Origin of the sequence: Shewanella maritima (genome assembly GCF_004295345.1) — a bacterium.
Taxonomy (GTDB): Bacteria; Pseudomonadota; Gammaproteobacteria; order Enterobacterales; family Shewanellaceae; genus Shewanella; species Shewanella maritima.
This window is the reverse complement of record NZ_CP036200.1, coordinates 4,216,187-4,231,578: the sequence shown is the minus strand read 5'-3', so window position 1 is coordinate 4,231,578 and position 15,392 is coordinate 4,216,187. Positions and strand designations below refer to the sequence as shown.

The following is a 15,392-nucleotide window of genomic DNA, read 5'->3' as shown; positions in this document are numbered from 1 at the left end:
CCAAAAAGCGAAAAAGGAGCCGAGGCTCCTTTTTAGTTGTAACAAACCAATAAACGCTTATTGGTGCTTATACACCTTGCCTGCTTTCATTACGAAATCGACATCCAACAGCTCACTGATATCCTCTAGTGGGCTATTGTCTAAGGCGATAATGTCGGCATATTTGCCCACCTCAATTGTGCCAAGCTTATCGCTCATACCAATCAAGTCTGCGCCATTTACCGTAGCTGACTTTAGGATCTCAGCAGCTGGCATACCCGCTTTGTGCATCAACACAGCTTCTTGGGCATTTGTACCATGTCTTGAAACACCGCTATCGGTGCCAAAAGCGATCTTAACCCCTGCTTTGTAAGAGCGATTAAAGTTATCTAGCATGTCCTTACCAACTCGAATCGCCTTGGCTTTAATTGGCGCAGACATAAAGCTAGAGTTGGTCGCCATATCCACCACGGTTGCACCTGCAAGTAGTGTTGGCACTAGATAGGCGCCATTTTTCTTAAACAGCTTAATTGAGGTTTTGTCAGCGTAGCTGCCGTGCTCAATACTATCAACCCCAGCGCGAAGCGCAGCGTTAATCCCAGCCGTCGCATGGGCATGACTGGCAACTTTACGGCCGAGTGCATGGGCGGTATCCACAATCTCTTTAAGCTCATTGTTGGTCATTTGCTGCCCCGTACCCGTGTTAGTGTCAGACAGTACACCGCCGGTAGAGGCAACTTTAATGGCATCTGCACCATATTTAATCGCCAAACGTGTGGCCTTACGACACTCATAAGGACCATCGCAAATCGTTTTTGATGATTTAAGCGCAAGTAAATCAGGTGCCATTCCATCGACATCTAAGTGACCGCCAGTAATGGCAATACCTGCTGCCGCTATAATACGTGGTCCTTCAATCCAGCCTTTTTCTACCCCATCACGCAGCGCATACATTTGCTCAGGCTTACTTAATAAATCACGTACCGTGGTAAACCCTGATTGCAGTGTCTTTTTAGCATAAGCAACACTTTGCATGGCGACATCAGCATCAGACAGCTTAACGATTTCCTCTGTGTTGTGTGGGCCCAGCTCCATTTGTAAATGCACGTGCATATCCATTAAGCCCGGCATCACAAAGCTATCTTTTAGGTCAATTAACTGCGCATTGTCACCATATTTATTTGGGGTGACAAAACCTTGCTCTACCGCTTTAATTTCACCGGATTCGATCACAACAGTGTAATTTGATAGCGGCTTTTTGCCTGGCTCAGCAAGTAAAGTACCCGCATGAATGACAGTCGCACCCTTGCCATCATTGTGAGAAGCTAGACTTGTTGATGCAACGGCGTAATTAAAAGATAAGGTTGCTGCCGCTACTAATATCGAAGTCGTTTTTAATCGATTAAATTGACGAGGTAATCTTGATAGTTCCATCTGCGCTATGCTCCCTAAAGCAGTGCTTTCAATGACTTGGTAGTCTATGGCCGGGATGTCTAAGCCCCAGCTGTCTATGACTAAATTGCCTTGCAATAAGGCGTACTTTTGTAGTTTTGGTGTTGTTTTGTGTTGTATTTGCTGATTAGCAGTTTGTTGCCATTATTGAATATATATCGAGCAAAGATTAATGTAAATCACAATTCACATAAGTTCACTTATCCATCAACCTATGTTAGCGTAATCTCACTTAGCGCTATAAACTATTAGGGATTAACTACATGAAAGCACTCGCGGTAGCTCTTTCACTCGCGGCCTTATGGACGGCAAATGTCAATTCAGAGCCACTATCTACATCTAAACTAACACCTCAAAGCAGCGGGCTTAACAAGCCAGAGAACGCCCTGCAATTAGAGGACATATTTACCCTTGAATATGCATCAAATATTAATATCACTAAAGATGCGAAGCAGGTTTATTTTGTTCGAAATTACATGGACATCAATACAGATAGAAAGCTGACTAATATCTGGCAGGTGTCGAAACAAGGTCAGCTGACTCCGGTTACCACGGGATTAAAGAACGATTTTGCACCGAGTTTATCTCCAAGTAATGACCGCTTAGCCTATTTATCTGACGAGACAGGCTCAGTGCAAATCCATATGAAATGGCTTGAGTCAGGGCAGACAGCACGGATCTCCAATCTGTCATCAATGCCAAGTAAAGTGGTTTGGTCACCCGATGAAAAATACCTAGCATTTACCCAATTTGTTGCAGAAAAAACTCAGCCGGTTGTGAATTTACCGGGTAAGCCAGCGAAAGCGGATTGGGCTAAGCCTGCAGTGTTTGTCGATAGCATGTACTACCGTTTTGATGGCGTGGGTAATCTAAACAATGGCTATCAACAAATATTCATTATGTCAGCTGATGGTGGCAGCCCGAGACAAGTGACTTTCGCAAAGTCTAATCACAATGGTGCCATAAGCTGGAGCAAAGACAGCAAAACCCTGCTCTACGCTGTTAACGAATTGGATGAGTCAAAACAAGAATGGACTAACAGCAATATCTTCGCTCTAGAGTTAAATTCAGGCGAACCTAAGCAGCTTACTGATGAACTTGGCACAACCTCGTCACCTATTGTGTCACCTAATGGTAAATACATCGCATATCTGAACGCGAAACAGAACTATCGCAACTACCAAAATGTAGAACTAATGGTAATGAACTTAGATGGTAGTGAGCAGCGTAGCCTGACCAAAAACCTTGATAGATCAATTAACAGCATCAAATGGTCATCAAACAGCAAAGGCGTATACATGATGTACCACGATCATGGTGAGACCTTTGTTGACCATCAAGCCCTTTCAGGTAAACGCAAACGTATGGCTAAAAACCTTGGAGGGTTATCTTTCGGGCGCCCTTATACTGGCGCGCAGTTTGATGTCTCAGAAAATGGCACTCTGGCTTATACCTTTTCTGATCCGCAACGCCCTGCTGACGTGGCAATCACTCGCAAAGGTAAAACCGAGCAACTTACCGACCTGAACGCAGATGCACTGGATCACAAGCAACTAGCAAGTATCAAAGAAATAACAGTTAAGTCATCTTACGATCAGCGACCTATTCAAGCCTGGATTGCCCTACCGCCAAACTATGAAGCATTAAAGAACCAAGGTAAGAAACTGCCACTAATTCTCGAAATTCATGGTGGCCCCGTCACCAACTACGGACCTCATTTTGCGGCAGAAATCCAGCTAATGGCTGCACAAGGTTATGTTGTGGTTTATGCCAACCCAAGAGGCAGTGACAGCTATGGTAAAGAGTTCGCGCAAACCATCTACAACAATTATCCGAGCCAGGATTATGATGACTTAATGAGTGTAGTTGACGGTGTTATCGCGACTGAAGCGGTTGATACAGACAAGCTATATGTGACTGGCGGCTCAGGTGGCGGCGTACTAACATCTTGGATAATTGGCCATACAGATAGATTTAAAGCTGCTGTCGTCGCCAAGCCTGTTATCAATTGGATTAGCTTTACACTGACGACTGACATTCATAGTTTTGTGATAAAAAACTGGTTTGAAAAAATGCCATGGGAAGACCCTGAGCATTATATGAAGCTCTCTCCACTTAGCTATGTAGGTAATGTGACCACACCAACAATGTTACTTACTGGTGAAGCTGACTTGAGAACGCCAATCGGCGAAACCGAGCAATATTACCAAGCGTTAAAACTTAGAAATATCCCCACGGCTATGGTGCGGATCCCTGATGCTCCCCACGGCATCTATAAACGTCCAAGCAACTTAATGTCGAAAGTAGCTCATATCTTATGGTGGTTTGAGCAGCACCCTTAGGCTTTAGTTAACAAAACAACTAGTTAGAAAGTAAAAAGGCGTCAGTAAATACTGACGCCTTTGTTGTTTAATATTGATATGACCAAATATAGTGATTAATACTATTTAGCCGTTTTTTGCTGCTTTAATACCGTCGACATAGGCGGCACGAGTGTTGTTGGATCTAAGCGCATCTGAAACCAGTTGACTCGCCAATCTAAATGCGGGCCTGTTACCCTGCCAGTAGCCCCAATCTCGGCGACATCTTGCCCTTGTTTAACCTTGTCACCTACCTTGGCATAAATCTTATGTAAGTGGATGAACGTTGAACTTACACCATAACCATGATCGATAATAACGGTGCCACCAGAATAAAACATATCTGGAACAGCTAACGTGACGACACCATCCGCTGGCGCAACAACGACTGTACCTGTAGGTCTTGCGATATCAACGCCATAGTGCGGGTTACCAGGTTTACCATTGTAAACGCGCTGGCTGCCATATACACCCGATATACGCCCAGTTACAGGCCATATAAAGTCTTGAGTGAAGAAAGCGTGTTCACTGAATGTATCACGCGCGGCTCGCACCTGCTTAGCATCCTTGGCTGCACGAGCCTGGGCTTGCGGATTGGGTTTCATGATCTTTTTACTGATCCCCTCAATCCGATCAATCTTGTATTCTCTCTTATTGACTTTCAGTGGTTTAATTTCAGTTAAGCCATCTGGATAAACCACCTCTAACGACTGTTCAAGCTCTGCATCACGCTCAAAACCAAATGCAAAACGTCCGTCTGCTGTTACCTTGATGACTTCACCATTCAGTTTCACTTTAGCGCCTGCAGGCACAGAGCCACGTATAAGCGCCCCTTGCTCAAACTTGCCTTGCAGTTCAAGTTGAGCAAAGGCAGGCATAGTCAATAACGAAGAAATGACTGCGCTAGATATCCATAATGATTTGAACATTACCTTCCCTTTGATTTTTATTATGTTCTTGGGTGTATTTGCCGGCTTGTACCAATTAGAGTTTGGGTTTAAAAGCGCTTTGCTTCACGAGCCTACTTTTCTTCATGGGCCTATTGTGCTTCACGAGTACTGATAGCACCTTTGCCAATGCCTTCAAACGCAATCACTTTAAAACTGCTTTGTGGCTGCTGCTCATGTAGGGTATTCGCCATATATTCAGCTAAAAGCTCAACCGTGGTGTCGTGGGGAATGATTTCACAGCATGCTTTTGGCATGGCTAATTGAAAGTCTCCTTGCGGGGCCTGGTAGTGAAAACCAAAGTGAGAGTCATCTGTAACATTGGCTTGCGCTGATAACTCCAGGCTCGCCACGTCAACCACATCGTCTTGAGAACCGAGATAGATATCTTTCCAGCGCTTGGCCCAAAATGCATCCCATTTAGGTTCTGCGACGCCATTTTCAAAAACGGTGACAGGACTGCGATGCCCGTGAGCAATACGCTGGCAATTGCCATCATGCTTTTTAAGCCCATGACTGTAATGATAATAAGGCGTTGAAAGCACCTCATTGCGCAACGTCAGGCTAATACCATGGACGTTGCCAGGTAATACTTCAGCCAACGCCTTTTGTAAGAAGGCATTCACACTATCAAAATCAATCACTTCTGTCGGTACGAGCGCAAATGCTTGAGAAGGACAAGCAAGGTGAATTGAACCTTGTTCGCTATCAAAGTCCATCCATACTCTATCGCCTTTTTGTTGCCATCGAACCTGACTGCATGCTGTAGGAATTAACAGTCGATGATCAGCAACATCATCAATAGTCGCCTTAATGACTTTTTTGACCTTACCAAAATCCAGCACCATATTTTGCTCATCTAAACCACCAACAAGCAACACATCGACTATCCAACTTTCGCCCACCATACCGCGGATTGGGCACAGGTAAGAAAAATCAATAACGGTTAGGTCTTTTACAAATAATTGCATTTACTCTCCCAGGCAGAAAAACAGTCCACCCTGATAATTTGGCCCAGATAGCAACTGGCTAGCGGGCAAGATTTAGGTATTCTAAACAATATCAGTGGGTGGAGCGAGTCAAACCTAAATAAGTTTTCTGTCTGTTAACATTCTATTGGCAAGATATTTCTAGAGTCTCATGCGCTTGCGAGGGGCTGCTGATCTTTGCTGATTAGAATTTGTTCGAATTAAAAGCACTTTAATCGCGACGTGAGCGATGACGTCTAGTCATCTAAACAAATTGATCTTAACAACAGGGCTCGCAACAAACTAAGCTCTTTGCTAAGGGCGTAGGTGCTTTTAAACGAACCTTTCAGGCAGCGCTTGTTGTCATTTCTACTGCGTTAACGACTTATCATGTGGAATAACCACACGTCAAACTCGTTGCCTTGTATAAATTTCCAACAAGCAGCTGCAAAAATAATCTTGAAAGGTCAACAGCCCCTAACCCCTATGCTGCTGTCGTGGGTAATATCATCAGCACTCTTTGGCTTGCTGTACAAATACCCTTGTGCGTAGTCACAACCGTTAGCAATCAAAAATTCAGCTTGCTGCTTAGTTTCAACACCTTCGGCTATGACTTTTAGGTTCATCGCATGCCCCATGGCGATGATCGCTTTAGCAATAGCCGCATTATTACCATCATCTGGAATATCACGCATAAAAGATTGGTCAATCTTAAGGATATCTATGGGCAATTTTTTTAAGTAATTTAGCGATGAGTAGCCAGTACCAAAATCATCAATACTAATGGCAATACCCATATTGCCAAGGGTTTTCAATACGTTGATGATCTCTTCTGGATGATTCATCATGCAAGATTCGGTAATTTCAAGCTCAAGATGTTTCGCTGGCAACCCAGTGTTCAGCAGCACCTTCATAACTTCATCAACAAAATCAGCGCGCTGAAGCTGTAAGCTGGCAACGTTGACTGAAATCCTATCAAAGCTAAAGCCACTATTTAACCATCGCACACCTTGTGTACAGGCTTCATTTAATACCCATAGGCCGATGTCCCAAATAAGACCAATTTCTTCAGCAAGAGGAATGAAATCAGCAGGCGATACCTGCCCAAGTTGCGGATGATGCCAACGAATAAGCGCTTCTAACCCGAGACTACCCGTTTGCTTTAAACAGATCTTAGGTTGGTAATGCAGCTCAAACTGAAATTCTACTAACGCTTGATGTAATGCGTTTTGAAGCTTGAGCTGCTCCACAGAAGCTTTAGTCATAGACTCATTGTAAAACGCAAAGTTATTGCGCCCGTCAGACTTAGCCCGGTGCATTGCTGAATCTGCATTGAGTAAAAGAGAGTCGTGATCGTCAGCATCATTTGGGTAAATGCTCACGCCCATACTTGCAGATAGGCGAACTGGCTCAGATTGCGCCACTAAAAAAGGCTTTTCAAAAACCGAACGTAAACGATTAATCGTCGACGAAACATAATCTGTACCACTCACGTTTGGTAGCATCACAACAAACTCATCCCCGCCTAAACGGGCAAGCACATCGTCCTGAGCCAGGGTATAAGTGAACCGCCTGCCAAGCTCGATAATAATTTCATCACCAATAATATGACCCAAACTATCATTGATGTTCTTAAAGAAGTCGACATCAATAAATATCACTGCAAGCTTAGTTTGGTTGCGCCTAGCGTGATTAAGCTCTTGCTCCAAGCTACTCAGAAATTGCATGCGATTTGGTAGCTGGGTCAGTGGATCAAAATAGGCTAGGTTCTTTAACTTTTCTTCGGTCTGTTTTTGATCTGAAATATCAGCAAATACCGCGACAAAATAGCGAATCTCGTTATTGTCGCCATAAACCGCACTTATGGTAATTGCCTGTGGGAAGATAGAGCCATTCTTACGACGATTCCAAATTTCACCATGCCACTTACCCTGCACAATCAGGGTGTTCCACATTTTCTTGTAGAATTGCTCGTCGTGACGCCCTGAACGTAAAATGCGTGGGTTTTGGCCAAGAACCTCATCCTTGTTATAACCAGTGATACGGGTAAACGACTCATTAGTATCCGTTATATTGCCTAAATGATCCGTGATCACCACACCTTCAACAGCATTTCTAAACACGCTAGCAGCAAGTAACAACTGCTCTTCTGCCTCCTTGTGTTTAGCTATATTACGACTTACGCCAATCACACCTATGGTTTGCCCTTGCTTGTCGCGAAGTGGAGCCTTATAGGTTTCTAGCCAAACCTTGTTGCGAAAGGCGTCAAAAGATTCACATTCTGAAACTGATGTTCTAACGCCACGCAAAATAGCTTTTTGGTCTGTTTCATGGAACATTTGCGCTGTACGTGTATCAAACAGCTGTTCATCAGTCTTACCGACGATATCGCTGTTGGACATATTCCAGGCTTTTTCGACACTGCGATTACAAGCCAGGTAGACGCCATTTAAATCTTTTACCCACACATGCTCTTCATGCGCATCAATAAAAGATTGAACTGAAATTGGGTCAATATCCTCTAGCTGAACACGGGCGCTAGTTTCATCAGCAATAAACTCGTTGTACTGCTGACAAATATACCCCTTGATGTCTTCAATGAAACTCGTAAGCTCGTGGTTAAACTCTACTCGTTGCTCTTCAGTTAGCACCAATGTTGGCTGCCACGAAATACCACCAAATATTTGCTTAGAAGGCATAACCAGTAACTGGAAATCTAACTCAGCTAAATCATGGTTAGGCTGACTTTCAATGGCCGCTTCGCAATATGATTTAATATGGTTGCTGTGAATAGTGAGTTGTAATGGATCTTCGAAATACTTAGCAGGAAGCTCAGTTAACGGAGTCGCTTGAGACTGAAAAACGCAATAACGGGATAACACACACACGACCCCGAATCTTTCATAGATCTTGTCAACAACGGGTTGCCATAATGCGATTTGCTGTGGCTCGATGATCATTAATGCCTCTTTTGCATGAGCGAATGTAAACTGCAATTCACTGTCGTAGTTGCAAGTGCAAATTTGGCTCAACATTATAAAACACCGAACACCATATTTCGCCACAAAGTTTCAAAATAACAACTCTAGGCAAAACTTTGTGATGACAATCTAACTTATATCTAGAACGATATACTGTATATATTTTTGTAAGGGCTAGATGGATTTTTAAGATAATTAGGCATGTACCGCCTTCGAACGAGTTGGCATCAGCGAATACTGATCATAGCTCCTGCCAACTAAGTGTTAGCAAGCAGCCATGGATGGAGGAAGTGTTAATTATGCAGGATGCAATCGTCGACCTATCACATGGTAATGATGCATGCTGCGCATGCCCTGTTTGTTCCCCATGTTCAAGTAATCTTTCAAAATCTGAACATACAAAAAAGCCCCAACACATCGTGCTGGGGCTATTTCGTATATTAGGCGTCTGGAAATGACCTACACGCATTCCCGAAGGGAACACATGGGGGTAAAAGTTAGCTGCTTTAAATACGCAGTGTTTAGGCTAAGTTTTACGCGAAGAGCTTGCTCGTAGCTGGGAGCAAGGTGCATGGATGCACCTAATGTCATAAATGCAGGAGCAATTTATAACCAGGCTTAGCCTCGGGTGTCGTCGAGGTAGGCATTCATGCCTACATTAAGTGAATAAGTCACCTAACCTCAATGACATTCATATGGGGAAGACTGCAGAGTTTACATTGCCCCAAACGCAAAAAAGCCACCTAAACTAGGTGGCTTCTTCACTTTAATAAGCGTCTGGAAATGACCTACTCTCACATGGGGAAACCCCACACTACCATCGGCGCAATTGCGTTTCACTACTGAGTTCGGAATGGATTCAGGTGGGACCACAATGCTATTGTCTCCAGACAAATTTGTTATCTAACCGCTACTTTATTCTCTGTAGCCATTAGATTAATTCGGAAAGCTGTTATTGCTTTTTGTAATTGAGTCACACTATCTAAGTGCTCTATCTAAAATCTAAGGTTGTAACCACCTAGCAAAACCCATCTGGGTTGTATGGTTAAGCCTCACGAGTCATTAGTACATGTTAGCTCAACGCCTCACAACGCTTACACACCATGCCTATCAACGTCCTAGTCTCGAACGGCTCTTTAGAGGTCTTAAAGACCTAGGGATGACTCATCTTAGGGCTCGCTTCCCGCTTAGATGCTTTCAGCGGTTATCGATTCCGAACGTAGCTACCGGGCAATGCTATTGGCATAACAACCCGAACACCAGCGGTTCGTCCACTCCGGTCCTCTCGTACTAGGAGCAGCTCCCTTCAATCATCCAACGCCCACGGCAGATAGGGACCGAACTGTCTCACGACGTTCTGAACCCAGCTCGCGTACCACTTTAAATGGCGAACAGCCATACCCTTGGGACCGACTTCAGCCCCAGGATGTGATGAGCCGACATCGAGGTGCCAAACACCGCCGTCGATATGAACTCTTGGGCGGTATCAGCCTGTTATCCCCGGAGTACCTTTTATCCGTTGAGCGATGGCCCTTCCATTCAGAACCACCGGATCACTATGACCTACTTTCGTACCTGCTCGACGTGTCTGTCTCGCAGTTAAGCTAGCTTATGCCATTGCACTAACCACACGATGTCCGACCGTGTTTAGCTAACCTTCGTGCTCCTCCGTTACTCTTTGGGAGGAGACCGCCCCAGTCAAACTACCCACCAGGCACTGTCCCTAACCCCGATTAGGGGCCCAGGTTAGAACATCAACACTACAAGGGTGGTATTTCAAGGTTGACTCCACGCAATCTAGCGACTGCGCTTCAAAGTCTCCCACCTATCCTACACATGTAGGGTCAATGTTCAGTGCCAAGCTATAGTAAAGGTTCACGGGGTCTTTCCGTCTAGCCGCGGGTATACGGCATCTTCACCGCAATTTCAACTTCACTGAGTCTCGGCTGGAGACAGCGTGGCCATCATTACGCCATTCGTGCAGGTCGGAACTTACCCGACAAGGAATTTCGCTACCTTAGGACCGTTATAGTTACGGCCGCCGTTTACCGGGGCTTCGATCATGAGCTTCGCAAAGCTAACCCAATCAATTAACCTTCCGGCACCGGGCAGGCGTCACACCGTATACGTCATCTTGCGATTTTGCACAGTGCTGTGTTTTTGATAAACAGTTGCAGCCACCTGGTATCTGCGACTGCCAGCAGCTTAGAGAGCAAGTCTCATCACCGCCAGCAGCGTACCTTCTCCCGAAGTTACGGTACCATTTTGCCTAGTTCCTTCAGCCGAGTTCTCTCAAGCGCCTTGGTATTCTCTACCCGACCACCTGTGTCGGTTTGGGGTACGATTCCTACTAACCTGAAGCTTAGAAGATTTTCCTGGAAGCATGGCATCAACTACTTCATCACCTTAGTGACTCGTCATCAGCTCTCGGTATTAGGTGCCCGGATTTGCCTAAGCACCCTACCTACTACCTTAAACGCGGACTACCAACGCCGCGCTAGCCTAGCCTTCTCCGTCTCTCCATCGCAGTTAGCAAAAGTACGGGAATATTAACCCGTTTCCCATCGACTACGCCTTTCAGCCTCGCCTTAGGGGTCGACTCACCCTGCCCCGATTAACGTTGGACAGGAACCCTTGGTCTTTCGGCGAGGGAGTTTTTCACTCCCTTTATCGTTACTCATGTCAGCATTCGCACTTCTGATACGTCCAGTGTGGGTTACCCCTTCACCTTCAACCGCTTACAGAACGCTCCTCTACCGCTTGCAGTAAACTGCAAACCCGTAGCTTCGGTGGTATGTTTAGCCCCGTTACATCTTCCGCGCAGGCCGACTCGACTAGTGAGCTATTACGCTTTCTTTAAAGGGTGGCTGCTTCTAAGCCAACCTCCTAGCTGTCTAAGCCTTCCCACATCGTTTCCCACTTAACATACACTTTGGGACCTTAGCTGACGGTCTGGGTTGTTTCCCTTTTGACGACGGACGTTAGCACCCGCCGTCTGTCTCCCGCATAGTACTCATTGGTATTCGGAGTTTGCAAAGGGTTGGTAAGTCGGGATGACCCCTAGCCTTAACAGTGCTCTACCCCCAATGGTATTCGTGCGAGGCGCTACCTAAATAGCTTTCGAGGAGAACCAGATATCTCCCGGTTTGATTGGCCTTTCACCCCCAGCCACAAGTCATCACCGCATTTTTCAACATACGTGTGTTCGGTCCTCCAGTTGATGTTACTCAACCTTCAACCTGCCCATGGCTAGATCACCGGGTTTCGGGTCTACACCTTGCAACTAAACGCGCAGTTAACACTCGGTTTCCCTACGGCTCCGCTATTCGCTTAACCTCGCTACAAAATGTAAGTCGCTGACCCATTATACAAAAGGTACGCAGTCACGGTCTCAAGAACCGCTCCCACTGCTTGTACGTATACGGTTTCAGGTTCTATTTCACTCCCCTCACAGGGGTTCTTTTCGCCTTTCCCTCACGGTACTGGTTCACTATCGGTCAGTCAGGAGTATTTAGCCTTGGAGGATGGTCCCCCCATATTCAGACAGGATGTCACGTGTCCCGCCTTACTCGATTTCATCACTGGTTAGTTTTCGTGTACGGGGCTATCACCCTGTGCCGCTGTGCTTTCCAACACATTCCACTAACACCCCAATGACTTAAGGGCTAATCCCCGTTCGCTCGCCGCTACTAGGGGAATCTCGGTTGATTTCTTTTCCTCCGGGTACTTAGATGTTTCAGTTCCCCGGGTTTGCCTCCTAACGCTATGTATTCACGTTAGGATAATTGCTTATGCAATTGGGTTTCCCCATTCGGACATCGTTGACTCAAATGCTTGTTACTAGCTCGCCAACGCTTTTCGCAAGTTACTACGTCCTTCATCGCCTCTGACTGCCAAGGCATCCACCGTATACGCTTAGTCACTTAACCATACAACCCAAATGAGTCTTACTAATGTAAGTCATTCAAGCCACATAGGTGACTAGCTGGTTTATTTGATAAATCACACCAATGAGTAAACTCATTCATGTGTATCGCCTTAGTTTTAGAATATTCAAGACACTTAAATAGTGTTTTGAGAACTCAATTATTTCGCATTTTATGTTTAAAACATAAAAATACTATCAGCTTTCCAAATTGTTAAAGAGCGGGCTTAAAAAAGCCAAAGATAAATTGCTTTATCTTTGGCCTCTCTAACCAAACTAGTAAGTACTGTCAGATGTAAGTGGTGGAGCTATGCGGGATCGAACCGCAGACCTCCTGCGTGCAAGGCAGGCGCTCTCCCAGCTGAGCTATAGCCCCATTTACATGCAGTTTGTTTATACGCTAAAACCAAATCAAGCTAATCAAGGCGGGTGATGACGACGTTTAGCCTGCTAAACGAGTTATCAACCAACGCAGAGTAGCGAAGATTTTGGTGGGTCAGAGTGGACTTGAACCACCGACCTCACCCTTATCAGGGGTGCGCTCTAACCAGCTGAGCTACAGACCCATTTATGCTTGTTTCTTTACTCTATTACTGCGTTGCTTTTCATCGCTCGGTCGTCGTGTAGTGTACTACACGTCCTCCCTCGCTCTTCAAGCGCCTTGTTCTAGAGCAAATTAACTACGCCTAAACGATTGCGTATAAATCTCTTACTATTAATCAAGTAATCTGTGTGAACACTCAACAGGTCTAAATTCGTGTCGATAAGGAGGTGATCCAGCCCCAGGTTCCCCTAGGGCTACCTTGTTACGACTTCACCCCAGTCATGAACCACAAAGTGGTGAGCGTTCTCCCGAAGGTTAAACTACCCACTTCTTTTGCAGCCCACTCCCATGGTGTGACGGGCGGTGTGTACAAGGCCCGGGAACGTATTCACCGTAGCATTCTGATCTACGATTACTAGCGATTCCGACTTCATGGAGTCGAGTTGCAGACTCCAATCCGGACTACGACGTACTTTCTGAGATTAGCTCCACCTCGCGGTCTCGCAACCCTCTGTATACGCCATTGTAGCACGTGTGTAGCCCTACTCGTAAGGGCCATGATGACTTGACGTCGTCCCCACCTTCCTCCGGTTTATCACCGGCAGTCTCCCTAAAGTTCCCACCCGAAGTGCTGGCAAATAAGGATAAGGGTTGCGCTCGTTGCGGGACTTAACCCAACATTTCACAACACGAGCTGACGACAGCCATGCAGCACCTGTCTCAGAGTTCCCGAAGGCACCAATCCATCTCTGGAAAGTTCTCTGGATGTCAAGAGTAGGTAAGGTTCTTCGCGTTGCATCGAATTAAACCACATGCTCCACCGCTTGTGCGGGCCCCCGTCAATTCATTTGAGTTTTAACCTTGCGGCCGTACTCCCCAGGCGGTCTACTTAATGCGTTAGCTTGAGAGCCCAGTGTTCAAGACACCAAACTCCGAGTAGACATCGTTTACGGCGTGGACTACCGGGGTATCTAATCCCGTTTGCTCCCCACGCTTTCGTACATGAGCGTCAGTCTTTGTCCAGGAGGCCGCCTTCGCCACCGGTATTCCTTCAGATCTCTACGCATTTCACCGCTACACCTGAAATTCTACCTCCCTCTACAAGACTCTAGTTCGCCAGTTCCAAATGCAATTCCCAGGTTGAGCCCGGGGCTTTCACATCTGGCTTAACGAACCGCCTGCGTACGCTTTACGCCCAGTAATTCCGATTAACGCTCGGACCCTCCGTATTACCGCGGCTGCTGGCACGGAGTTAGCCGGTCCTTCTTCTGCGAGTAACGTCACAGCTAGCGGGTATTAACCACTAACCTTTCCTCCTCGCTGAAAGTGCTTTACAACCCTAGGGCCTTCTTCACACACGCGGCATGGCTGCATCAGGGTTTCCCCCATTGTGCAATATTCCCCACTGCTGCCTCCCGTAGGAGTCTGGGCCGTGTCTCAGTCCCAGTGTGGCTGATCATCCTCTCAGAACAGCTAGGGATCGTTGCCTTGGTGAGCCATTACCTCACCAACTAGCTAATCCCACCTAGGTTCATCCAATCGCGAAAGGCCCGAAGGTCCCCTCCTTTCCCCGTAGGGCGTATGCGGTATTAGCAGTCGTTTCCAACTGTTATCCCCCTCGACTGGGCAGATCCCTAGGCATTACTCACCCGTCCGCCGCTCGACGCCGTTATCGTTCCCCGAAGGTTCAGATAACTCGTTTCCGCTCGACTTGCATGTGTTAGGCCTGCCGCCAGCGTTCAATCTGAGCCATGATCAAACTCTTCAATTAAAAGTTTTTACAGTCCTAAGACTGACTCAATGAATTCTACTGTCATGCGTCAATTTAAACTGAATAAACAATTCAAATTAACTTGTGTCGTATGAACATCTTTGAGTTTTAAATTTTGTGACTCATCAAAAGATGAATCTGTCGAATTTAAAGCTCTGTGAATGTCCACACAGATTACTTGATAAATTGTTAAAGAGCGTTGACCGTTTAAGTGGTCAGGGCTGCGTATTTTACGCATTCCCATGTGAGCGTCAAGCGTTTTTTCAAACTTTCTTTTCGCTCTTGATTTAAGTGGTTAGTTACCGCTCAAACCAAGCTGTCAGGCTAGCTGGACTTACTAAGCTTATCGCTTAATGTTTGCTGCTGCGCCGTCTCTACCAAGCTTGTTCCAGACAAGCTTTGGCATTCCCTACGTCCTGTAGGTCAGTGGGTGCGCATTATAGGGAGCAGATTTAATTGCGCAAC

5 protein-coding genes, 2 tRNA genes and 3 rRNA genes are annotated in these 15,392 nt (G+C 46.0%); 1 reads left to right on the top strand and 9 read right to left on the bottom strand.

What is annotated here, in order from left to right:
- Nucleotides 1-57 precede the first annotated feature (57 nt).
- Nucleotides 58-1,413 (bottom strand): metal-dependent hydrolase family protein, encoded by a 1,356-nt coding sequence (locus tag EXU30_RS17900; protein ID WP_130602341.1) that lies wholly within the window; start codon nt 1,411-1,413, stop codon nt 58-60.
- 281 nt (nt 1,414-1,694) lie between these two features.
- Here EXU30_RS17900 and EXU30_RS17895 point away from each other — a divergent pair, with 281 nt between their 5' ends.
- The gene (locus EXU30_RS17895; RefSeq protein WP_130602339.1) at nt 1,695-3,773 is read left to right on the top strand and encodes a S9 family peptidase; all 2,079 of its coding nucleotides are present in this window, start codon (nt 1,695-1,697) and stop codon (nt 3,771-3,773) included.
- A gap of 101 nt (nt 3,774-3,874) precedes the next feature.
- Here the strand turns inward: EXU30_RS17895 and EXU30_RS17890 are convergent, their stop codons facing one another.
- The 8 genes from EXU30_RS17890 to EXU30_RS17855 all read right to left on the bottom strand — a co-directional run bounded on the left by EXU30_RS17890 (nt 3,875) and on the right by EXU30_RS17855 (nt 14,927).
- Nucleotides 3,875-4,720 (bottom strand): M23 family metallopeptidase, encoded by an 846-nt coding sequence (locus tag EXU30_RS17890; RefSeq protein ID WP_130602337.1) that lies wholly within the window; start codon nt 4,718-4,720, stop codon nt 3,875-3,877.
- A 110-nt stretch (nt 4,721-4,830) separates the two neighbouring features.
- Nucleotides 4,831-5,709 (bottom strand): 6-carboxytetrahydropterin synthase, encoded by an 879-nt coding sequence (locus EXU30_RS17885; protein WP_130602335.1) that lies wholly within the window; start codon nt 5,707-5,709, stop codon nt 4,831-4,833.
- Between the two features lie 464 nt (nt 5,710-6,173).
- Nucleotides 6,174-8,666, bottom strand: coding sequence for a sensor domain-containing protein (locus EXU30_RS17880; protein WP_130602333.1), 2,493 nt, complete (start codon nt 8,664-8,666; stop codon nt 6,174-6,176).
- A gap of 796 nt (nt 8,667-9,462) precedes the next feature.
- A 5S ribosomal RNA gene (gene rrf, locus EXU30_RS17875) occupies nt 9,463-9,578 on the bottom strand.
- Between the two features lie 150 nt (nt 9,579-9,728).
- Nucleotides 9,729-12,616 (bottom strand): 23S ribosomal RNA (locus EXU30_RS17870).
- A 296-nt stretch (nt 12,617-12,912) separates the two neighbouring features.
- Nucleotides 12,913-12,988: transfer RNA gene (locus EXU30_RS17865), tRNA-Ala, on the bottom strand.
- Between the two features lie 113 nt (nt 12,989-13,101).
- Nucleotides 13,102-13,178 (bottom strand) — tRNA-Ile (locus EXU30_RS17860).
- Nucleotides 13,179-13,376: 198 nt separating this feature from the next.
- Nucleotides 13,377-14,927 (bottom strand): 16S ribosomal RNA (locus EXU30_RS17855).
- The 16S, 23S and 5S rRNA genes sit together here with 2 tRNA genes alongside, the layout of an rRNA operon.
- Between the last annotated feature and the right edge of the window lie 465 nt (nt 14,928-15,392).

Bases quoted from the DNA above. Each gene is read 5' to 3' on its own strand.
- EXU30_RS17890 (WP_130602337.1), bottom strand. From the start codon at position 4,720: ATGTTCAAATCATTATGGATATCTAGCGCAGTCATTTCTTCGTTATTG.
- EXU30_RS17895 (WP_130602339.1), top strand. From the start codon at position 1,695: ATGAAAGCACTCGCGGTAGCTCTTTCACTCGCGGCCTTATGGACGGCA.
- EXU30_RS17880 (WP_130602333.1), bottom strand. From the start codon at position 8,666: ATGATCATCGAGCCACAGCAAATCGCATTATGGCAACCCGTTGTTGAC.
- EXU30_RS17900 (WP_130602341.1), bottom strand. From the start codon at position 1,413: ATGGAACTATCAAGATTACCTCGTCAATTTAATCGATTAAAAACGACT.
- EXU30_RS17885 (WP_130602335.1), bottom strand. From the start codon at position 5,709: ATGCAATTATTTGTAAAAGACCTAACCGTTATTGATTTTTCTTACCTG.